Here is a 22715-nt window from a genome sequence, read left to right as displayed (position 1 = left end):
TTCAAGTTAAATACAATCCTTAAGAACGGGTTTTTTACACAAACAAAAGTCTATTAAGTGATTATAAATTTTTCCTTAAAACCTAAGTTATATGACTTTAAGTGCGGATAGAGGGACTTGAACCCCCACGAGCAAGCTCACCAGGACCTAAACCTGGCACGTCTACCAATTTCGCCATATCCGCAAAAAATCTTCAGTACCCCATTATAGGTATCCTATTAAAATATTCAAGGTTTAAAGTCTTAGAACCTGTTCATAATCTTTTAAGGAGTAAAGAAGTGAAAGCAAGAACGACCATTTGTAAGCTAGTGTTGAGTTTCCGCTCACAGTTTTTCCACAATCGCCTGCATTTTTCCAACCAAGCAAAAGAGCGCTCAACAACCCATCTTTTTGGCAGTACAACAAAGGTGTGTAATTCACTTCGCTTTATTACTTCGACAGTCGAACCAATAGTTGCTTTTATTTGTGTTGCAAAATTTTCTCCAGTGTAGCCTGCATCAACAAGTATGTTTTTAACCTCAGAGAGGTTTTCTTTAGCATTTTCGACCATTCTCACGGCACTGCTGCGGTCGGTTGCTTCTGCCGTTGTTACATAAATCGCGTGTGGTAAACCTTGTGTATCTACTGCAATATGGCCCTGAAATTTTTTTACCTGCATCGTAGCCCTTATTTTCAGCAGTATCTGCATTTTTTACGCTCTGAGCATCAATTATACAAAAACTAGTTCTTTCTTTCCGACCATTGCTGATACGTGTCTCTCCAACTAATTTTTTTTAATACACGTTCCAAAGTACTTTCTGTATCTTCGCTTGGTTTTTCACTCCATTTTTTAAAATAGTCGTAACAACTTCGCCATTTTGGAAAATCTTTTGGCAGACTGGCAGCCACTTTTTAGGACGTACAGCACTGCACAAAACACATCATACAAATCAAGTTTTCTTGGTTTTGTTTTCTTCCTGCTACTCTCCAGAATTGGTATGAAATTGTTCTCGACTTATGTCACTTGGGTATAAATTTCTCATATATTCTTATTCATATATATCATCTCACAGTTTATCACTTTTTTGAGATTATGAACAGGTTCTTACTGAACTTATGGTATTTACACAATCAAAAAAGCTTATTAACATTTCTTAATGAAAGCTCTAAACCCTGAAAATCAATGATGAGACTAATAACAAGCCTCTTACTCGCAATTTTTTTGATTACACAAAGTGGATGCACGCCTCTTATAATAGGTAGTGTAGTGGCTACAGCAACGGCTACAGCAATAACAATGCAAGATAAATCCTTGGGAAATATTGTCGATGATACAACTATGGTAATCAGAATCAATAAGGGGCTCTTAAAACATGGACTATTTTCATCTATAATGGTTAAAATAAGTGAAGGAAGAGTATTGCTTATCGGAAACGTTGATACTCCCGAAAAACAACTCACAGCAGAAAAAATAGCTTGGCAGCAAAAAGAAGTTAAAGAAGTGATAAATGAAATAAGAGTAACACCAATTCAAACGACTTCCATGCTCGACACCACTATAGATGGCATGATAACAGCGGAAATAAGAACAAGACTTCTGGGGAAAAGAAATATCAAATCAATTAATTATAGCGTTAATACGGTTGATAGAGTTGTTTATTTGATGGGTATAGCTCAAAATAAAGCGGAACTAAAAGCTGTAATATCAATTGCAAGAAAAGTAAAGGGAGTAAAACAAGTTGTAAGTTATGTGCGATATAGACACAGCAAGTTACGTCATTAATGAAAACTGAGTTTCTAATGGCAATTTTTGTGTAAAAGAGGATATGCAAATGAGAGTAGCTTTTCAAATGGATGAAAATATAAACTTTGAAACTGACACTACATTTGCATTAATAAAAGAGGCACAAAGGAGGAAGTACGAAGTTTTCGTCTATGCTCCTAGCAATTTAGCACTAAAGTTAAACCAGCCAATCACTCTTGCCCAGAAAGTCAGTGTTGATGATCATAGTTTCATTTCCAAAAAAGATGTAGCTATCAATTTGAACGAAATGGACATCATATTTATCAGACAGGATCCACCTTTTGATATGCGTTACATTACAACAACCTATATTTTAGAAAAAACTAGCGCATTGGTAATTAACAATCCAACAGAAATAAGAAATTGTCCTGAAAAATTAATCACTTCATTATTTCCAGAGCTAACTCCACCGACTTTGATTACTGAGAATATATCGATGATTAGAGATTTTTACCATAACTATAAAGATATTATTCTGAAGCCATTGTATAGCTATGGAGGAAACGATGTGATAAGAATGCAAGACGAGAATAGTATTCAAGTAGTAGTCGAACTTATGATTGCAAAATATGAATGTCCTGTAATTGCACAAGCATTTTGTAAAAACATAGATAAAGATAAAAGAATATTGTTACTAGATGGTCAACCAATTGGAATAATGAAGAGAGTTCCAAAAGTTAGTGGAGAGATCAGAACAAATGTGCGACTTGGAGCAAGTTTTGAGCCCGCTCGAATGAACGATAGAGACAATGAAATATGTAATAAAATTGGTCCTGAATTAAAGAAAAGAGGGCTAATATTTGTTGGTATTGATATTATAGATGACTTCCTTCTCGAAATTAACACAACTTCACCTACAGGAGTAGTTTATATCAATAAACTATATAATATATCACTAGAAAAAGACCTGTGGGATGTATTTGAAGAAAAAGCAAGCAGCCATATTCGTCAACTAAGTTCGTGAGCTATTACCTTAATAAACTTAGTAACCCCATTTTTTATCCTTGTTTTCTTAGTATTACTGGCCATATCACGCAATTTTTGAGAATTTTCTAACAAATCAACCAGCGACCCTGTCAGATTTTTTTTTGCTTCACTATTTTGCTCAACTATTACAGCTGCTCTCGAATCTTCAATATATCTTGCATTATAAAATTGATGATTATCTTTTGAGTGTGGATAAGGAATATATATAGCAGGGCGTTTAGCAAGAGTGATCTCTGCTATTGAAGTTGCTCCTGCTCTGCTAATTACCAAGTGAGCACTGGTTAATCTACTTTTTATATCATCAAAAAATTCACTTAATTCATAATTGATTTTTTCTTTTTTATATTGATTCTCAATCATGTTTATATTTTTTTTCGTGCATTGCTGCACTACTCTAATTTTCTTTTTTATTTCGATGGGTAAATTATAAATTACGCTGCTCACTACATCATCAAAAAAATTTGCACCTTGGCTGCCCGCTACAATTAATATGCAGATTCCAGCGTCACGCGCTGGAACGACAGGGAAAAGAAGCATAGAATACTCTTGTGCCTTTATATTAACAAAATTTCCTGTAAAAATACATTTATTGCCCTTTACATATTTAGTCTCTGGAAAGCTAGTTGCAACTAATTTTGCACTTTTGAAAAAGAATCTATTTACTCTCCCTAAAACTGTATTTTGTTCATGCAAAATTATAGGTATAGAGAGCATCTTTGCTGCAAGAAGAGTTGGAAAAGAAGCATAACTACCAAAACCAATGACTAGTTTTGGTTTTAATTTCCTTATTTGATATAGTGCTAATACACAGCTATATGTTAACAAAAGGAAAAACTTAAATTTGCTGCTGCTTGGTTTATGTAATGGTAAGGTATAGCTTTCTACGTCGGTATTTTTATTTGTTTTTTTATCAATGAATAATATGCAACTGTATCCTTGTGTCTTTAATGCTTTCGCTAAGGTGATAGCTGGAAAAATGTGTCCACCCGTGCCACCTGTTGCTAGAATAATATCCATTCACAAAATAACAAATTAATGCTAGATTATTAATCATTACTTAATAATTTGCACGTAGAATTTTATCAAGCTTTGTAACAGTTGAGTTGAAAATGCCTAAAAGTAACGAAAAAGAATCTGAGATGGAAAATGAACTTCACAAGCAAAAAGTTTCTATTAAAGCTGAAGTAGATCAAGGACAAGAAGCAGGAAGAAGTGGTAGAGGATTATTAAAAGATATTGTTAATTTCATTAAAGGTATTGCCTATGCGATTTTTGATATGCTTCAGCAAGGGCATAGAGGAAAAGAAACCGATCAACGAGGAAGTGACCTACAGAACGAATGGCTAAATTCATCGGGTAATCAAGGAACAGGAGTAGAACAAGTTACTGAAAAAGACCAGAAGATCTTTCTCCAAAGGCAAAGCAGGAAGTGAAAGAAGCAGCTAAGGGATTGCAAGAATTGGGACAGAAGCCTGATGCTGGCAATCAATCTATTGGAATTAATACTCCAGGTTACACTCCATCTGGAGCTGAGCAAGAAAAAGATGGGCCACAGATTGGTGGTTAACTATTCAACGATTCATCATTCGACGCAAGGACTGATTCGTGTATCATCTCTGAAATGGTTGGGTGAGGAAAGATTGTAGATTTTATGTCAGAGTCTGTTCCTTCTAGTTGCTTTGCGAGAGCGAAATTGCTAATTAACTCCGTTACTTCTGCTCCTATCATGTGGCTACCCAGAATCTCTCCGGTTTTCTTATCTATAATCGTTTTCACTAAGCCTTCGGTTTCGCTGAGTGCAATAGATTTACCATTAAAGTTAGAGTGAAACTTTCCTATTTTTATATCATATCCATTTTTTATTGCCTGTTCCTCAGTAAGGCCAATGCTTGCTATTTGTGGGTGTGAATAGGTGCAGTTTGGTATGCATTCTTTTTTTAACACATGGACATTTTTACCAGCAATCTTTTCAATGCAGATCACAGCTTCATGACTTGCTTTATGTGCTAAACATGGTGGACCAGCTACATCACCTATTGCATATACATTTGATTCACCTGTTTCATACCACTCATTTGTCTCAATAAAACCAGAGGAATTTAGTTTAATTTTTGTATTTTCGAGTCCTATATTTTCAGTGTTTGCTTGAATGCCAACGGCAACAATTACTCTATCAAATTCTTTGCTCTCACCACTACTTAGTAGCACTTGAGCAGAGTCTTTACTTTTAGTAAGAGCTTTTACGCTACTGTTTGTATATATTTTTATTCCCTGCTTTGTGAATATTTCTTCTGCTAAGCCTGAAATGTCTTTATCTTCCAGCGGCAAAATAGTGTCTTTTATCTCTATGATTGTTACATCAACCCCCAAAGTACTATAAAAACTTGCAAATTCTATTCCAATCGCACCAGAGCCTATAATTAGTAGCGATTTTGGTAATTTGTCTGGCATCATAGCATGCTGCGCATTCCATATTAAACCTCCATCTGCCTCTATTCCAGGCAGATTTCGCGCCCTAACGCCTGTTGCTAAAATAATATGCTTGGAAACAATTTCTTGTTCTTCCTTATCGCTAACAACTTTTATAGTGCTATTGCCTGCAAGTTTACCGAAGCCTTGATGAACTTTGATGTTGTTTTTTTTCATTAAATACGCAACACCACTTGATAATTTACCAACAACGTTTCTTGAATATTTCACTATTGATTGTATATCAAAACTTGCATCTTTTACTTTTATACCAAATCCCTCTGATCTTTTTATTAGACCATAAACCTCAGACGCCCTAAGTAGCGACTTTGTTGGTATACATCCCCAATTTAAGCATATACCGCCTAAATTTTTCTCTTTTTCAACAATTGCAGTTTTAAACCCAAGCTGTGCCGCTCTAATTGCTGCTATATAACCACCAGGACCGCTACCTACAACTGTAATATCATACTCACTCATCAGTTTTCTTCGTATTCAAAAAGATTATATATAGCAGAAGGAACCCGTATGATCAATGGCCTGTCATCCAAGTGGCATCTAAGCCATAAAAACAGGAAAATCTGAATGCAAAAACCGCTTGACAAACTCCGCCAGTCCTCTTATCATGGAAGTGAAGCTATTTTATTTAACTTCGCAATCTGCAGATTAAAACGACAAGGAAACTTGTATTTGGCGTACTATTGTTTAATTTTTGTATCCGTTCAGGGGAGTGGTTCAAGAAACAATAGATAGGAGGTTTTGGAAAGGCCTTTTGTTTCCACGTTAAGTATAACGAAATTATTCGCTCAAGAAATGCATTTCCCCGCTTTGATTGTGTAAAATATGAGTTTTTACGGTAAACGACATAATGCCGAATTTGCCGTTCAGCATGGTTGTTAGTTAGTGGAATGTTCTCTGGATCATTCAAAAAATTCCACATCATTCTTTCAGATTTTAAAATATTTTTTGCAACTCGAGACGCTCCAATTGCTTCAGGTAAGTGGGATACCTCCTTCAAGTAATACCTTGTACGTTTTCGCAACTTTCTGGCACGTCTGGCAAATCTTAAAACATCCATCTCGCTTTTTAGTAAAGCTTTTTTTAGTGCAAACAACTCGGCAGCAACATCTTTTAAATAACAGCCCAAGACTTTAACTTCAATATTCCAACTATACGCTAATCTTTCAAAATCCCTTGATAAATGTGCCCAACAGATTTGCCTTTTTTCATCAGCAAAATAATTATATGCTGCGTACCTGTCAGTTATTACCAAGCTATTACGATCGCAGCATACACTATTTTGTAAAACCTTCATTCCTCTTGACTCTGTTAATTTTACAAAACTTGCCTTATTGCTTGCGAACATCCAGCACCAGCCAAGTTTACCTTTGTTGTAATGGCCAGTTTCGTCGATATGCAAAACCCTACTTCTGCTTATTTCTTGTTCGATTTGCTCATACGTTTTTTTACATTTTGATGCAACTCTATGCTCACTGTTTGATATGCTCCCAACACTTATGTTCAAATTAAAAATGTCATTTATGATGCCAGCCACTTCACGCTTTGAATTCTTGTAAAACCCACTTAATGCTGCAACTACTGACTTAACTCTTGGACCAAATGTATCTGGCGTAACACCTTCTGGTAACTTGCTGCTTCTTCTTTTTCCGCATTTCCTACAGCGTCCTTGTTCCAGTTGATATTCTACTACATAAGGCTTCATTTCTGGCAGATCTACTTTCTGATGAATGTATGGTTTCTCACATATTGCAATCTCTCCTCCGCATTCGCAAGTAGATGATAACTCTACCCTTATCACCTCATTTGCTCCCATTCTAGCTCGATAATTGCCTTTGTGCCCTACCTGACCGCCAATGTTCCTTTTGCTTTTTGGCTTATTCTTTTTTATTTTTTTTAATTCTTTAGAGCTTGGCAGAGATGAATTTTTTGAATTTAAACCTAGCCTCTCTTTCAACTCAGCGTTCTCTATCTTTGAAGCCTTATTCTCCGCTTTTAGACTTTCATTCTCTCTTTCCAATCTTTCTATCTTTGCTTCTAGCTTTTCTATTTTCGGCTCTAGATTTTTGCAAAGTTCTACAAGATTAACCATATTGCATCACGTTTCCTCTATGATTATCTTTTTATCACGCCTTGTCTATCTGTTTTGCCGCTCTCCTGAACGGACAATGGCATCAACTTAAGGAAAATGTCAGTGATTGTATATAAAAATTCTCTCTAAAATTTTTACCATTAAATTACCCAAAAGCTGCAATAAAGAGCACTTTTGTTTCTGTTTTATTTCAACAAAGAAGTCTAAAATGTGTCCTTTTTAGGTGAAACATGCAAAAAGGAAAAAGTCTTATTCTACAAATTAAAAATATAATATACTCGAAAACTTTTCAGAGAATCCATTGTGTTGAAAAAAACAGTTTCACACGAACAAGAAAACTTCCTTTTCCGACAGTATTTTCTATGATTTTAAAGTTAATTAAAAAAAGTTTAGGGATAGAATGTGAGCTTATGGATCCATTAAGTTCCACCTTCAAAACAAGCCTTTTCTAAAGCGAGATATAAATACAGGTTTTAAAGAATTATTGGAGCTAAGCATCCAAATAGCCTATCAAGATGAGCCTGAGTATGGAACCTGGAGAGGCTATAGACTTATTGCAGCAGATGGCTCTGGTATTCGATTACCCAACTCTGAAGAAATTGTATCCGAGTTTGGCCGTTTTAAACCAAATGGAACAACAGGCACAATGCCACCATTGGCAAGAGTGTCTTTGTTTGTTGATTTGTGTACTTCACTGATTTGCAGTGCTCGTCTTGCAGCTTGGAATATAGGCGAACAAACGTTGGCGGAAGAGCAATTACCCGAAGTTGTCACTCAAATGCGTTCATTAAATCAAGAGAGACTATTATTTATCTATGATCGTGGTTATCCTTCAGTAAAATTCATTCAGCAGCATTATGATTTGAAAGTAGACTTTATTTTTCGCTTGCAAAAAAGAAATTATAGCAAGCTATGGGAACGGATCTTATCTGGCGAACTAGATTTTGATTTTATACTAGAAAACAAAAAGCTAGAAAATAAAATGAAAGGACAAAAAGTAAGGGTTATAGTACTTACATTAGCCAATGGAGAAACAGAAGTGCTGATTACCTCACTTTTTGACCGAGAAAAATTTACTTTGGAAGATATCAGCAAAGCTTATGTATTAAGGTGGCACATAGAGGAAACGACTCAAAATAGGTGCAGAATTAGAGAATTTTTCTGGGGTAAATTTAGAGGCTGTATTACAAGAATTTTGGGCGAACTTAGTTATGTGTATCGCTTCATATGTGTGATGCACAAGGGCCTTGGAACCCAGATCAAATTACTGAGTATCGTTTAAATTTTTCAGTTTTATTTGGTGTGATGAGGCAGAAACTCTATCAAGTACTTATTGGGAATTGTTCGCCAAAAAGCTTTCAAGCTCTTTTTAATAGAGCAAGTATACGCGCTAAAGTTAAGGTCCGACCAGGGCGGTTGTATAGCCGCAATAAAGTGGATAAGCCTAAACGCCATCACGTCTTTAGGAGAGTTTGCTAATGAAGGCTCTTAAGTTGACGCCATTGCCTGAACGGATACTAATTTTTTGCACTATGTGCACCGTATGTCTTTATAAAATTTCTAGGTTTTTAAGCTGAAACGCGCTTATAAAGCGTTTAAGACAGTATAGTAAGCCAATTTGCAGGATTAGAGAGTAAGTACTATCTAACACGGGATTTCTTTTGCCTTTTTTCTGCTTAGTAAATTTCTTAGCATTTAAGCTAAGGGTCTGTTGCAGTTTAAAAGTCGCTAAATTGCAGCGTTTAAGACTTAAAAAACGCCAATACTGAAAATAGACAGTGACTAGGGCTTCTTTTGCCTTTTTTTAGGTTACGCAAAAAGTCTACTGTTTACTTCTTGTAAAAAACATGTTACTAGTAAATTGAAATTTATAGTAGAATGGAGGAAGTCTTGGCAGTTCCAAAAAGAAAGAAGTCAAAATCAAGGCGTAATATGCATCGTTCTCATCATGCTATTGAGTCTAAGAATATTGTGGTATGTATGACAACTGGGGAATTTATGTTGCCTCATAATATGGCAGTTGATGGCAGTTACAAAGGAAAACGGGTTTTCCTTAAACAACAGGCAGAATAACTATTATGGTATGTTACCCACGGTCAACAATAACATAGTCATTGCACTTGACGCTATGGGGGGTGATTTTGCACCTCTTTCAGTGATTCATGGTGCTAGTTTTTTTTTGGATAACCTTGTTGATCCAGGCATTAAAGTTTTTTTTCATATTTATGGAGATCAGAAAGAAGTATCGCCTTTGCTTTCGAAATATAAAAAAGTAAGTGATAATTCTGAGTTTACCCACTGCTCTGACAATGTTCTTGCAAATGATAAGCCATCTTTTGCACTGAGACATCGTAAAGACTCAAGTATGAAAGCTGCTATTGAAGCAGTGAAAAAAGGTAAAGCTTCTGGAGTGGTATCTTCAGGCAACACCGGGGCATTGATGGCAATTTCCAGATTTATTCTAGGAACATTACCAAACATTTATCGCCCTGCTATTGTGTCTATCTGTCCAACTAAGAAAAAAAGCTTTGTGTTGCTTGACCTTGGTGCAAATGTTGATTGTAACGCTGATTCATTATTTCAATTTGCATTAATGGGGAGTATATTTGCAAAAATAGCATTAAAAATTGACAATCCTGAAGTCGCTTTGCTAAATATTGGAACAGAGGAAGTTAAAGGTACTGACTCAGTACGAGGAGCTTTTGAGTTACTCAAAAATGCTCCAAGTATTAATTTCAAGGGGTATATAGAGGCAAGTGAATTTTTAGAGGGTAATATAGACGTCATTGTTGCTGATGGTTTTGTGGGCAATGTTATGTTAAAAACAGCTGAAGCTACTGCAAGTACTTTTATCAATCTAATAAAGCAGGAAGTATTCAATTCGTGGGCAATGCTTGTTGGTGTATTGTTAAAACCCAAACTAAATAAAGCATTAACACGTTTTAATCCCAAAATTAGAAGTGGAGCTATGTTTTTAGGGCTGAATGGTATCATCATTAAAAGTCATGGAAATTCTGATGCTGTTTCTTTTGCCCATGCTATAAAATTTGCAGTAAATTCTATTAGCGAAAATTTAAACCAGAGGATAATTAGTGAGATTGAATAAAAGTTTTATATTAAGCACTGGATCTTACCTACCAAAAAAAACATTGAGTAATGACGAAATTGCATTAATGGTTGAGACAAATGATGAATGGATTAGACAGAGAACAGGAATAACTCAAAGGCATATAGCAGATGAAGAAGAATTAACGTCAGACTTAGCTGTAAATGCAGCAAAAAATGCTATAGAAAAAGCTAAAATTTCAGTAGATGAAATTGGTTTAATCATAGTTGCAACAACAACGCCTGATAAAACTTTGCCTAGCTGTGCAACGATTGTGCAAAATAAGTTAAAATGTAAAAATGCTTTTTCTTTTGACGTGCAAGCAGCATGCTCTGGTTTTATATATGCAGTTACAGCTGCTGATTCGCTCATAAAATCTAACAATAGAATTAAATATGCGCTCGTTATTGGTGCTGAAATAATGTCTAGGATTGTTAACTGGAAAGATAGGTCAACTTGTGTACTCTTTGGTGATGGTGCTGGTGCAGTAATAATGAAATCGGCGTTTCGTTCTGGTGTTATTCCAGAAAATGGCACTGATGCCCCGGTGGAGGGTTTTACGGGAGATATAATTTCAACTAGCCTATATTCTGGTGGTAATGTAGACATATTATGTACGAATGGAGGGATATCTTCCACTGGTGATTCTGGAAAAATATTCATGAATGGAAGAGAAGTGTTTAAGCATGCAGTGGATAAGTTAACAGCCTTAATAGAGGAAACACTGAAATGCAATAATTTGAAGATTACCGATATTGACTGGTTAGTCCCTCATCAAGCAAACATTCGTATTATTGAAGCAGTGGTAAAGAAATTAAATTTTCCTATAGAGAAAACGATTAATACAGTTGATCAACATGCAAATACCTCAGCAGCGTCGATTCCACTAGCACTTGATTATGCAATAAAAAAATCAAAAATAAAACCAGGAAACCTGGGACTATTGATTGCAATAGGTGCAGGCCTAACCTGGGGGTCTGTGTTGCTGCGTTATTAATAACTCTAACTATTACTTTCGATCTTTTCTATCAATTTTTTGACCAAGCCTCTTAGTTTTTTACTTGATTCATCAAGCTCTTGAATTTGCGAGCTATCCTTTTTCATGAGCTCCTTATAATTGCCTTTTATGTAGTCAATCATTTCTTTCATCTGAGCAATCATCTTGTTGATATCCATACCGCCCAAATTAGTTATCATGTCGGGCATAGCCCCTTCTAACATACCACCAGCCACAAGCTGCTGAGACATCTGCATAAATGGTTTTAAAGTCTGATTAAGTAATTCAGGATCCCTGGCCAATTTTTCTATTTGCTCTTTGCAAGTATCCATATACTGCTTCATAAGTTCGTCTTCTTGTCCTTTGTCTGTCATAATCATACCTAATCTAAAAATATGTATTCTCTATTATATATTGTTTTTAAATTAAAAACAATACAAAATACCCACTACAACTGTATTAATACTTTGTTAAACGATAAAAAAGCTGCTCTTTTGCTTATAAAGGGTCGCATGCTTTCTTTAACCATTCCTTATCTTTGACATTGTTCTTTAAGTTTTTATAGACAAATTGATGATAGCTATTTATCCATTCAATTTCATCTTTAGTAAGCATTTGCACATCTATTAGTCTTCTGTCATATGGAATGGAGGTCAGTTGTTTAAAGTTTAAGAAGCCATTTTCCTGCCTGTCAACATACATCAGATTTTCAATCCTTATTCCATATTTTCCTGGAGTGTAATAGCCAGGTTCGTTAGAAAGTATCATTCCTGGCATGAGTTTCACTTTATTTCCTTTTGATATTGCTTGCGGCCCTTCGTGTACTGATAGATAACTTCCTACTCCGTGCCCTGTACCATGCATATAGTCCATTCCAAATTTCCATAGGTGAGTACGTGCTAATATATCCAATTCTCCGCCAGTAGTGCCTGTAGGAAGGACGACACTTGCTACAGCAATGTGAGCTTTTAATACTATTGTATAGTGGGTTATTTGTTCATTGATTGGATTGCCAATAGTTACAGTTCTTGTTACATCAGTTGTGCCGTCAAGGTATTGGCCACCAGAGTCAATTAAATATAGTCCATCTTTCTGAATTACTTTGTTCGTCTTACTGCTTGCACGGTAATGAATGATTGCTCCATTTTCATTAAATGCGGAAATTGTTGGAAAGCTTGGTTGCTTAAACAAGTCCTGCTCTTTTCTATATTCTAAAATCTTTTCTTCGGCTTCAAGTTCTGTGCAAACATTATTTTCAAGCCAATATAGAAAGTTTGTAACTGCTATTCCATCTCTGATGTGCGCATTTATAGCCCCAGCTATTTCAGTTTGATTTTTTACTGCTTTATGAATTAAACAAGGATCCTCTTTTTCAACTACCTGCTTGTTTTTTATCATAGCCATAATACTCATTGGAGTTGTGCTTGGATCTATAACTACTGAATTTAGCTTACACAGCGAACTTTCTAGCTCACTAATATCAAAAATATTTACATGGTTATCTAAATTTGCTTCTATAGTCGAATGTTCTTTATCTTGAATAAACAGATCAACACTGCTGTTCTTATGCAATATAGCACGACCCAATATACATGGAGTATATTTAGCATTTTCATTTCTTAAATTTAATAACCATGAAATTGAATTTGGATCAGTCAGAAGCATTGCTTCAGCTTCTTTATCTAGGCTTTTAGCTACTCTTTCACATTTACTCTTACTACTTTCACCAGAATACCCAGTTGCATGTAAAACTATTGCTTGTTCTTTATGGCTACTTTCTTTTGTAATTGAATAGGGTGCTAATTTACAAATATCTTCATATTTTCTTATCTCTTTTACGGTAAAATATTGCAAATAATAACTTAGTGAGGTGGTCAATGTTAAGTTTGCTTTTACCCATTCGCGTGGATCCTTTTCTTGTATATTATATACTTGAAAATTGCCCTGATCGAGCTGATTGCGAGCTTGTGTGATATAACGTCCATCTGTAAAAAATGGGCACTTGTTGTTTTTTGTAACAATAAGCAGCCCATTTGTTCCTGTGAAGCCACACAACTTAGTTAACTCGTCTGAATATTCATTTAAATATTCGTCTTTAGTATGCAACATAAACGCATCGACATTTATTTCACGCATAAAGGAACGAAATTCTTCGAGTTTTGACATAGAACACCTCACACAGAATTAGCAGCTACTTTCGGTTTCTTGTTTCTCAAATACACCAGTATGCTAACTATCGCTGCTGGAGTGATGCCTTGTGTTTGTTTTGCAATGCCAATTGTAGCTGGTTTTATTTTTTGTAGTTTTTCTATTACCTCACTTGACAGGCCTTTAACTTGTGAATAGTTGAAATTAATTGGAATTTGAGTGTTAATTTCCTCTCGTAAAAACTTCATATCTGCTTCTTGTCTTATTAGGTAGGGTTTATATTTTGCTTCGATTTCGATTATTTCACGTGGTTCATTCTGAATTACATTTAACTCCGGCCATATTTCTTGTAATTTACTCCAGTCGATGTTTGGGTAGCTAAGTAGATCTAGTGCCGTTTTTCTTATTCCATCATAAGATATTTTAATGCCATAAGACCTAAGCTGCTCAGGAGTAATTTTCAGACTCTCTAACTTCTCTTTAAGCTGCTTAATAGATTTAAGTTTATTCTGTAAAACAGAGTATCTCTCATGCGACACAAGGGAAATATCATAACCTTTTTGTGTTAATCTCCTATCTGCATTATCTGACCTGATCGTTAGCCTATATTCTGCACGTGAGGTAAATAATCTATAAGGCTCGATCACCCCTTTGGTGACCAGGTCGTCTATCATTACGCCAATATACGAGTCTGTACGGTGAAGAACAAAACTTTCTTTTTTTTCAGATGCAGAGAGTGCTGCATTGATTCCGGCGATAATTCCTTGCCCTGCTGCTTCTTCATATCCGGTGGTGCCATTAACTTGGCCGGCGAAATACAGACCTTTAACTTTCTTAGTTTCAAGGGTATGAAACAGCTCTCGTGGATCAATATAGTCATACTCAACTGCATATCCAGGTCTTAATATTTTTGCATTTTCAAGTCCTTTGATGCTCTTTATCATTTCACACTGCACTTCGATGGGCAATGAATTTGAAATTCCATTTGGATATACAGTGTTATCGTCGAGTCCTTCTGGTTCTAAAAATATTTGATGACTATTTTTCTCTGCAAATTTTTTAACTTTAATTTCAATGGATGGACAATATCTTGGTGCAACAATATCGTTCAGATATGAAGAAGCTGACCTGTGAAGATTCTTTCGAATTATTCTGTGTGTGTCCTCATTAGTATAGGTAATGAAACATGAAATCTGAGGTTGGTTAATTTTTTCTGTTAAGTAAGAAAACGGCGTAGGTGGATTATCACCTACTTGCTCTTGCAATATTGACCAATTTATAGTGCCACGATCAAGCCTTGGTGGAGTTCCGGTACGTAATCTGCCTAATTTAAAATTGTATTTCTTCAACGTATTTGCAAGTTCCACTGCAGACTTATCTCCCATTCTTCCTGAAGGAGTTGTTTGTTCTCCTATATGAATTACACCTTGCAGAAAAGTTCCTGTAGTTAAAACGACTTTACTTGTTGATATATGTTCACCTGAGCTTGTGATCACTGCTTTTATGTAGGATTCTCCATTGTTATTATCCTCTATAAGAAAATCGTCAACTGACTCTTCTTTTACCGTCAGATTGTTATAATTTAGAATAATTTCCTGTATTGCTTGCTTATATAGCTTTCGGTCTGCCTGTGCACGTGGTCCCCACACTGCTGCACCTCTACTGCTATTTAAAATAACTGAATGTATGCTTGCTTGGTCAATTGCTCTTCCCATTATTCCATCAAGAGCGTCAACTTCTCTGACCACAACACCCTTTGCAACTCCTCCAATTGCTGGATTGCAGGACATTTCCCCTATAGTTGAAATTTTATGAGTTATAAGCAGCGTGTTTGCACCAAGGCGAGCTGCCGCAGCAGCAGCTTCGCACCCTGCATGACCGCCACCTACCACCACTACATCATATTTATGCATGCTTTTTAAGTAATTCGTACCCTACTAATATTCCGACTATTAGCAATTAATGTCAAATTTTACAGTTAAACAAGGTGCTACTCAGCATTATCTACCCAGTTCATGAATTTTTAGCTGTAAATATTTAAGAAATTTACCAAATGTAAAAAAAGGCAAAAGAAGCCCTAGTCACTATCTATTTTCTGTATTGGCGTTTTTTTAGTCTTAAACGCTGCAATTTAGCGACTTTTAAACTGCAACAGACCCTTAGCTTAAATGCTAAGAAATTTACTAAGCAGAAAAAAGGCAAAAGAAATCCCGCGTTAGATAGTACTTACTCTCTAATCCTGCAAATTGGCGTACTATACTGTCTTAAACGCTTTATAAGCGCGTTTCAGCTTATATAGGTAAAAACCTAGACAATGTTGTGAAGACATACGGTGCACATAGTGCAAAAAATTAAAAATAAGACGCCAACTACGTTATACTCCTTCGTTTAATCTGCACAGATGAAGATAACTGAATACCTTCAGTACCATAATAAGGGGACTGGCGGAGTTTGTCAAGTGGTTTTTGCATTCAATTTCTCCTGTTTTTATGAGCTACTGGAATGACAGGTAGTTGTGCAAGAGGTCTATCCATTACACAATCAACGAACTACCTGTCATTTCGTTTGGTTTCTTAATTCCAAGTAGCTGTAAAATAGTAGGAGCGATGTCAGATAACCTTCCGTCTCTTAGTTTTAGATTGTTACAAGATACGATGAATGGAACTTTATTTAAAGTATGTGCTGTATGGGGTGTATTGTTTGCTTCATCAAACATACATTCTACATTACCATGGTCTGCAGTAACAATTAACGCGGTGTTGCCTACTTCTTTGAGGGCGTTCAACACTTTTGCAAGACAATTATCTACAGCTAGCACAGCTTTCTCGGCTGCTTTTATATTACCTGTATGCCCCACCATATCAGGATTAGCGTAATTTACAACTATCAGTGCAAATTCTTGGGAGTGAATTTTTTCTACAAGCTTTTCTGTAAGTTCAAAGGCAGACATTTCGGGCTGTAAGTCGTAAGTTTTAACTTTTGGTGAAGGAATGAGTATTCTTTCTTCACCGTAGAAAGGTTCTTCTTTTCCACAATTGAAAAAGAAAGTCACATGGGCATATTTTTCAGTTTCAGCAATACGTAATTGCTGCAATTTATTGTCTGCTATTACCTGTCCTAAAGTGTTAGCAAAAGATGTAGGAGGAAAAATATAAGGAATTTCAAGATCTTCTTTATACTTCATCATACTTAAAATTGAAGAGAATTTTGCTACCTCAATATAGTCTGTTTTGCCTAGCAAAATACTTGCTAATTGTATCATTCGATCAGCACGGAAGTTAGCTAATAACACACCATATTCTGGCTTTATACCTTGATAATCACCTATTACTGCAGGTCTAATAAACTCATCAGTTATATTGTTTTGATAGTTATTCTCAATCAACGATATTGCATCATTATGGCGAGGTGCCTTTGCAAATGCGATAGCCTCATAAGCTTCAATTGTCCTTTCCCACCTATTATCACGATCCATAGCATAATAACGCCCAGAGACAGTAGCAATCCTTATGTCATTACTCTTTATACTCTCTTCGAATTCTTGAATGCATTTTTTTCCTGAATTTGGCAACGTGTCTCTGCCATCCAAAAATGCATGTACCAACACTTTAACTCCGTGTTGCGATATTTTATTTGCTAAAGTTGAAATGTGTTTTTGATGCGAGTGAACACCACCATCGGACACTAACCCCACCAGATGGCATATACCATTCTCACTTTTTAGATCATTAATAAACCTCTGCAGATTTGCATTGTTTTCTATCGTTTCAATTTCTTGATTAATACGCTGAAGGCTCTGCATCACGACTCTACCACTGCCAATATTCATATGGCCAACTTCCGAATTACCTATCTGACCACCCGGTAACCCAACATCAGCTCCACAGGCAGATAAACTGCACTTTGGATAATTAGAGCTAATATACTGCCAACAAGGTGGATTTGCGTTGCTAATAGCGTTATATTTGCTATTCTTTGCTCCATTTCCCCAGCCATCTAGTATACATAAAACGACTGATTTAATGTTCATATAAAATCAACACTAGAATTTCACAGAGAAAAGCTCCCCGGGCCGGATTCGAACCAGCGACCAATTGGTTAACAGCCAACTGCTCTACCACTGAGCTACCGAGGAATAAGCTGTTTTCAATTTATCATGTTGAGCATTGATTGTAAACGTTTTTTGTTTGCTATTATAGGGAGAGCAATGTTGAATTTTCAGGAATATTTCCCTACATTAAGCTTCTTGCACAACTACCTGTCATTCCAGTAGCTCAAAACGGGGCTAAAAACGACTTGACAAACTCCGCCAGCCCTCTTATCATGGTACTGAAGCTATTTATTTATCTTCAGTCTGTGCAGATAAAACGACAAAAAAACTTAGTATATCTGGCGTGTCATGTTTAATTTTTTGCACTATGTGCACCTTATGTCTTTATAAAACTTCTAGGTTTTTACCTAATATAAGCTAAAATGCGCTTAAAAGCGTTACAAGACATTAAAAAACGCCAACTTATAAAATAGGTAGTGAATAACTAGCTACTCAGGGTTTTATTTGCCTTTTTTTCTGCTTAGTAAATTTCTTAAACGTTTATCGCTAAGGTTAGTTGCAATTAAAAGGCAGCTAAGTCGCACTTATTAAGCGTTTTAGAATAAAAAAACGCCGATATTTCGACACAAAAGTAAATACCACGGGGCTTCTTTTGCCTTTTTTTTATTTGGTAAATTTCTTAAATATTTTCTTAAATCTTATAGCTAAACGACAACCGCTGCTTGTTAGCGGGATCTAGAGATACCGCGGCGGTATGACGTAGGGGTTCCAGCGCGTGACGCTGGAACCTAGATGCAGCCACTTGGTTAAAATTAAGTTTTCTGGATTCCAGACTGGAATGACATCTAGGGGCACTGGGATCCAGATTAGAGATTAAGTTGGTGAGCACGAAAGTGACTAACCTTATATTAAAAATAACATCTTTAACAGTGAAAGGCTGGATTCCAGACTGGAATGACATCATAAGGGCTCTTGGTAGCGTAACGTTCGTACAGCTGTACCTAAGGGGTCAGAGTCGCCTTTCTTAAAGGTATTTTAAGTATACTAGATGTATTATTAATACGTGATAATAAAACTGGGGGTTTTTATGGAAACATCTGAATTAACTTTACTCGACTTGCAGAACTTTTTTGAAAAATTAAAAGGGCATGTACGTAGTGAAGTAGAAAAATATGTAGATGAAAAGGCAAAAGAAATTAAGGACAAAGCAGCAACTTATATAACAAATAAGCCTAAAAAAGTTAGGGTAGCTGAGAATCAATATACTGGAGCACAAAATAAAGAGGTCATCAAAGCTCTATTTATAGGGAAAATACTTGTATGGGATCGCTCAAATAGTGGCCAGAAATACGAAATTAAAGTTGAGGGAGTGGAAGAGTTTGTAGATAACAAAACTGGAAAAGTGATTAAGGCTAAGTCTCTATCCGGAGTGTGTATAGCATTGGTTGGTGGTGGAAGTTATAGTGGTTGGGAAGAATTGGAAGTATGTCTTAACCCTAAAGAGGGGCTGCAACTTCTGAAGTACCACCGTAAAAAGTTCTTCTTAGACCAATTCTCATTATTAGTGAATCAAATAAGAGACATTGCAGAGTTGTTTAATTGTGGAGTGAGAAAGAGAGGTAATAAATTTGCACAAAGCGCTCTCAAGCAGAGCAATTGTATCATAGACCTTGTTACGCAAAATGTTCTGTTTTATATACAACCAAAGTCTCTCAACGGGATTGAGCTCAGGTGAGTATGGTGGTAGATATATAATCTCGATATTTTTAGGTACCTTTAAATTTTTTGACTTATGCCAACTAGCACAATCCACCACAAGAAAAGCCTCTCGTGTTCCTAAATATTGTGATATCTGCTCAAGGAATACAATCAGTATTGACATTTGGTGCAAACAAGCTAGAACTCTCTCCATTTCTAGGATTAACCGCACTATAGAGATAAAAATTTTGCCTACCTAATTTTATTTTGACCTGCGTTCTAATGCCTTTTTTAAACCACCCATGTCCAACTTTTGAATGTGTACCAAACCGCGATTCATCAAAGAAAAATAACTCTTTTTCAGGGTACTTGCTAATAGCTTCATTGATGTTTTTTTTTAAATTCCTCTTGTTTACTTTTATTTTGTACATTGTGTTGGTGTGATATATGAGAATTTCATTCTTTGCATATTACGGTGTACTGTAGACTTACTGATATTCAAACCAAGTTTTTCCTGGATTCTTATTCTCATTTCTTTAATGGTAATGTTAGGATTTTCTTCTATCCACATCTCAACTTGTTCACGTTGACTTTGATTCAATTTAGCCTTTCTACGGCGTTGAGGAGGGGCAAACAATTTTTCTTCTCTTCCAAATTTTAGGTGCTTTATCCATGCAGTCAGTGCAGTTCTTGAGATGCTACATATTTTTGCCACAGCTGTTATACTGTGCTTTTTTGCCGCAATTACAGCATTTAGTTTCTTTGCAACGTATGCGTTATTTCTTACTTTATTCAGCATTTCCTTTGCTGATTCCACCACTTTTTCATCCAATAACTTTGATTTTAATGCCATTTATACCTCGCTATTTCACTTACCTTAGTATGGCTTTTTTTCTATTATTGTCTATCCGTTTATTATGCAGTGGGAATTGGTATTAGATAAAAATAAATCATAGCCAACCCACGCCATCCGTCAAAGTTTTAAGCAGGTCTTGGTTTACTTACTCCATTATTTTCTTTATTATCAGATATTGCTTTAAATAATATGGAGGAGTAAGTTGTCAGCAATTGTCATTATTGATTTTGGTTCACAGTTTACGCAGCTTATTGCAAGACAAGTCAGGGAAATGGGCGTTTATTGTGAGATATTTCCAAGCAACATCAGTTTTGAAACAATATCAAAATTCAATGGGTTTATTTTCTCTGGAGGACCACAATCTGTAAATGATAGTTGCTCTGAAACAAGCGAAGTAGCACATGAAATTATAAAACTTAATGAAGCAACAAACGTTCCTATACTTGGAATATGCTACGGACAACAACTCATTTGTCATTATTTTGGGGCAAAAGTAAAAAAGGGGTTCAAACAGGAATTTGGCAAAACTAAGATTAAGATACTAAAAGAGTCCCCCATTATAAAGGATACGTGGGATGTTAATTCCGAAGTGGATGTATTGATGAATCATGCAGACAGTGTTGACACTATACCACAAGGATTTGCTGTTATTGCATCAGGTGTGATAAATCAAACAATTGCAATAATTGTCAACGAACAACGTAAGATATACTGCACTCAGTTCCATCCTGAGGTTAAACCTACGACAAATGGTAGTAAGTTGCTCTCTAATTTCTTGGATATTGTGGGTTGTGAAAGAGACTGGACAATGAAGTCACTTATTGAGAAGCAGAAGGAAAAAATCAAAAATGTAGTAGGAGAGAAAAAAGTAATTGCCGCAGTAAGTGGCGGGGTTGATTCAAGTGTTGCAGCGGCTCTTACATATAAAGCTATAGGAAAGCAATTAAACTGTATTTTTATTGATACTGGGTTGTTACGCAAAAACCAGACCATTACTATGCTGAAAGAGATTCCGGTAAATTATGTTGATAAATCAAATTTATTTTTGAGTAGGTTAAAAGGAATAACTGATCCAGAAGAAAAGCGAAAAATTATCGGTAACACTTTCATTGAAGTATTTGAAGAAGAGGCGAAAAAAATAGGTGATGTAGATTTTTTAATGCAAGGTACCATTTACTCTGATGTGGTTGAATCAGGCCATGCTTCAGGAAATACCAGTACAATTAAATCTCATCATAATGTTGGTGGGTTGCCAGAAAAAATGAATCTGAAGCTAGTGGAGCCCTTGCGCTACCTCTTTAAAGATGAAGTAAGGCTACTTGGAAAAGAAATTGGGCTTCCAGACGAGATAATATTTCAACATCCGTTTCCTGGACCTGGGCTTGCAGTAAGGATCATAGGTGAAGTTGATGAGGAAAAGGTGCGAATATTGCAAGAAGTAGATGAAATATATATTAATACAATGAAAAATTACGATCTATATGATAAGATATGGCAGGCTTTTGCTGTACTTTTACCAACAAAAACTGTAGGCGTCATGGGAGATGGTCGTACGTACGGATATGTTTGTGCTTTGAGAGCTGTAACATCATCTGATGGTATGACGGCTGATGCGTTTCCATTTGAGAATAAAAGTCAACATTCGTTAGTATTTTGGGATTTTTTACAGAATGTTGGCAGCATAATTGTTAATAATGTTTCCGGAGTGAATAGAGTTGTATATGACTTAACTTCCAAACCACCAGCAACTATTGAGTGGGAATAATTTAGGGCTGTTTTTTCTTCTTCGTACACTGCACTTTTTTCTTTGTGTTACTTATAACTTCTATAATCAATGCAAATATCAATGAAGAATACAAATATTCTTTTGGTAATTCTATGTGAAGTCCATCAAGTATTAGGTATACACCAACAAGTGAAATAAATAAAATGGCAATTGTTTTTAAACTCGGGCTAGATTTAATCAACCGAGCGGTATAACTTGATAAAAACAGCATTGCTAACATGGAAAGCGTAAATGCTGTAGCAATTATTACCATGTTATGAGTTAATGCTATAGCAGTTAGTATTGAATCAACCGAGAAAACTAAATCTATTAATATAATTTGCAGTATAACTAAAAACAATTGCGATTTAGTATCTGTTTTTTTTTCGATTTGCTTGTGTAAAAAAATGTTGTTCCATAACTCTGTAGAGCTTTTAACAATGAGAAATAATCCTCCTGCTATCATAAGTAAATCTTTTACTGAAATGTTGAGCGATGCGGCGTGAAATATAGGTCTTTGCATTGATAATATATATGATGTAAAAAATAGTGTTACAAAACGCATTAATAGCGCTAGTCCAAGACCCATAAGGCGCACTCTTTCTTTCAGCGCATTTGGTACCTTATCTATCGCTAGAGAAATAAAGATTAAATTATCTACGTTAAGTATAGTTTCAAGTAGTGTAAGTATCAGTAAAGTCCAAGCTTCAGCTAACATTTTTGCTCCTGGTTCAGCTTTTTTTAC

At 35.8% G+C, this 22715-nt stretch carries 15 protein-coding genes, 2 tRNA genes and 4 pseudogenes; 9 read left to right on the top strand and 12 right to left on the bottom strand.

Annotated features, from left to right (window positions below):
- Window positions 1-102: 102 nt before the first annotated feature.
- Together ACICP6_RS01590 and ACICP6_RS01585 are read right to left on the bottom strand one after the other, a co-directional pair.
- Window positions 103-184, bottom strand: a tRNA-Leu gene (locus tag ACICP6_RS01590).
- Window positions 185-253: 69 nt separating this feature from the next.
- Window positions 254-1022, bottom strand: a pseudogene (locus tag ACICP6_RS01585) (IS5 family transposase).
- Window positions 1023-1165: 143 nt separating this feature from the next.
- Between ACICP6_RS01585 and ACICP6_RS01580 the strand changes: the two are divergent.
- A complete protein-coding gene (locus ACICP6_RS01580) occupies window positions 1166-1762 on the top strand; it encodes a BON domain-containing protein (protein WP_395463634.1) in 597 nt (198 codons plus the stop codon).
- A gap of 49 nt (window positions 1763-1811) precedes the next feature.
- The gene (gene gshB, locus ACICP6_RS01575; RefSeq protein ID WP_395463347.1) at window positions 1812-2747 is read left to right on the top strand and encodes a glutathione synthase; all 936 of its coding nucleotides are present in this window, start codon (window positions 1812-1814) and stop codon (window positions 2745-2747) included.
- Here gshB and murG read toward each other — a convergent pair.
- Window positions 2732-3787, bottom strand: coding sequence for an undecaprenyldiphospho-muramoylpentapeptide beta-N-acetylglucosaminyltransferase (gene murG / locus ACICP6_RS01570; protein ID WP_395463346.1), 1056 nt, complete (start codon window positions 3785-3787; stop codon window positions 2732-2734). The two genes, gshB and murG, sit on opposite strands and share 16 nt — an antisense overlap.
- Window positions 3788-3879: 92 nt before the next feature.
- Here murG and ACICP6_RS01565 point away from each other — a divergent pair, with 92 nt between their 5' ends.
- Together ACICP6_RS01565 and ACICP6_RS01560 are read left to right on the top strand one after the other, a co-directional pair.
- Window positions 3880-4203 (top strand): hypothetical protein, encoded by a 324-nt coding sequence (locus ACICP6_RS01565; protein ID WP_395463345.1) that lies wholly within the window; start codon window positions 3880-3882, stop codon window positions 4201-4203.
- Window positions 4200-4337 (top strand): hypothetical protein, encoded by a 138-nt coding sequence (locus ACICP6_RS01560; RefSeq protein WP_395463344.1) that lies wholly within the window; start codon window positions 4200-4202, stop codon window positions 4335-4337. The genes ACICP6_RS01565 and ACICP6_RS01560 overlap by 4 nt, the downstream gene beginning before the upstream one ends.
- Here the strand turns inward: ACICP6_RS01560 and lpdA are convergent.
- Both lpdA and tnpC read right to left on the bottom strand, forming a co-directional pair.
- On the bottom strand, window positions 4334-5719 hold the full coding sequence (lpdA, locus tag ACICP6_RS01555; protein ID WP_395463343.1) for a dihydrolipoyl dehydrogenase: 1386 nt from the start codon (window positions 5717-5719) through the stop codon (window positions 4334-4336). The genes ACICP6_RS01560 and lpdA overlap by 4 nt on opposite strands.
- A gap of 255 nt (window positions 5720-5974) precedes the next feature.
- Window positions 5975-7349 (bottom strand): annotated as a pseudogene (gene tnpC, locus ACICP6_RS01550) (IS66 family transposase).
- A 230-nt stretch (window positions 7350-7579) separates the two neighbouring features.
- Between tnpC and ACICP6_RS01545 the strand changes: the two are divergent.
- From ACICP6_RS01545 to ACICP6_RS01530, 4 genes and pseudogenes are all read left to right on the top strand, one after another.
- A pseudogene (locus tag ACICP6_RS01545) lies at window positions 7580-8828 on the top strand (IS4 family transposase).
- A 411-nt stretch (window positions 8829-9239) separates the two neighbouring features.
- Entirely contained in the window at window positions 9240-9422 is a 183-nt protein-coding gene (gene rpmF / locus ACICP6_RS01540) for a 50S ribosomal protein L32 (protein WP_395463633.1), read from the top strand.
- 10 nt (window positions 9423-9432) lie between these two features.
- Entirely contained in the window at window positions 9433-10455 is a 1023-nt protein-coding gene (plsX, locus tag ACICP6_RS01535; protein WP_395463632.1) for a phosphate acyltransferase PlsX, read from the top strand.
- A complete protein-coding gene (locus tag ACICP6_RS01530; RefSeq protein WP_395463631.1) occupies window positions 10448-11452 on the top strand; it encodes a beta-ketoacyl-ACP synthase III in 1005 nt (334 codons plus the stop codon). The genes plsX and ACICP6_RS01530 overlap by 8 nt, the downstream gene beginning before the upstream one ends.
- 5 nt (window positions 11453-11457) lie before the next feature.
- Here ACICP6_RS01530 and ACICP6_RS01525 read toward each other — a convergent pair whose 3' ends face one another.
- The 6 genes and pseudogenes from ACICP6_RS01525 to ACICP6_RS01500 all read right to left on the bottom strand — a co-directional run bounded on the left by ACICP6_RS01525 (window position 11458) and on the right by ACICP6_RS01500 (window position 20202).
- Window positions 11458-11826, bottom strand: coding sequence for a hypothetical protein (locus ACICP6_RS01525; protein WP_395463342.1), 369 nt, complete (start codon window positions 11824-11826; stop codon window positions 11458-11460).
- 124 nt (window positions 11827-11950) lie between these two features.
- Window positions 11951-13618, bottom strand: coding sequence for a M24 family metallopeptidase (locus tag ACICP6_RS01520; RefSeq protein ID WP_395463341.1), 1668 nt, complete (start codon window positions 13616-13618; stop codon window positions 11951-11953).
- Between the two features lie 8 nt (window positions 13619-13626).
- A complete protein-coding gene (mnmG, locus tag ACICP6_RS01515) occupies window positions 13627-15513 on the bottom strand; it encodes a tRNA uridine-5-carboxymethylaminomethyl(34) synthesis enzyme MnmG (RefSeq protein ID WP_395463340.1) in 1887 nt (628 codons plus the stop codon).
- Window positions 15514-16133: 620 nt separating this feature from the next.
- Window positions 16134-17630 (bottom strand): 2,3-bisphosphoglycerate-independent phosphoglycerate mutase, encoded by a 1497-nt coding sequence (gene gpmI, locus ACICP6_RS01510; protein WP_395463339.1) that lies wholly within the window; start codon window positions 17628-17630, stop codon window positions 16134-16136.
- 33 nt (window positions 17631-17663) lie between these two features.
- Window positions 17664-17735: transfer RNA gene (locus ACICP6_RS01505), tRNA-Asn, on the bottom strand.
- Window positions 17736-19212: 1477 nt separating this feature from the next.
- A pseudogene (locus ACICP6_RS01500) lies at window positions 19213-20202 on the bottom strand (IS630 family transposase).
- A 205-nt stretch (window positions 20203-20407) separates the two neighbouring features.
- On the opposite strand from ACICP6_RS01500, the gene guaA reads away from it, so the two are divergent.
- Window positions 20408-21970, top strand: a complete 1563-nt coding sequence (gene guaA, locus ACICP6_RS01495; protein WP_395463338.1) for a glutamine-hydrolyzing GMP synthase — start codon at window positions 20408-20410, stop codon at window positions 21968-21970.
- 1 nt (window position 21971) lies between these two features.
- On the opposite strand, the gene ACICP6_RS01490 is transcribed toward guaA, so the two are convergent.
- Complete coding sequence (locus ACICP6_RS01490; protein ID WP_395463337.1) at window positions 21972-22688, bottom strand: TerC family protein; 717 nt, start codon at window positions 22686-22688, stop codon at window positions 21972-21974.
- Between the last annotated feature and the right edge of the window lie 27 nt (window positions 22689-22715).

Origin of the sequence: Wolbachia endosymbiont of Cantharis cryptica (assembly GCF_964277405.1) — a bacterium.
In the GTDB taxonomy this organism is placed as follows: Bacteria; Pseudomonadota; Alphaproteobacteria; order Rickettsiales; family Anaplasmataceae; genus Wolbachia.
This window is presented reverse-complemented; position numbering and strand designations above follow the sequence as displayed.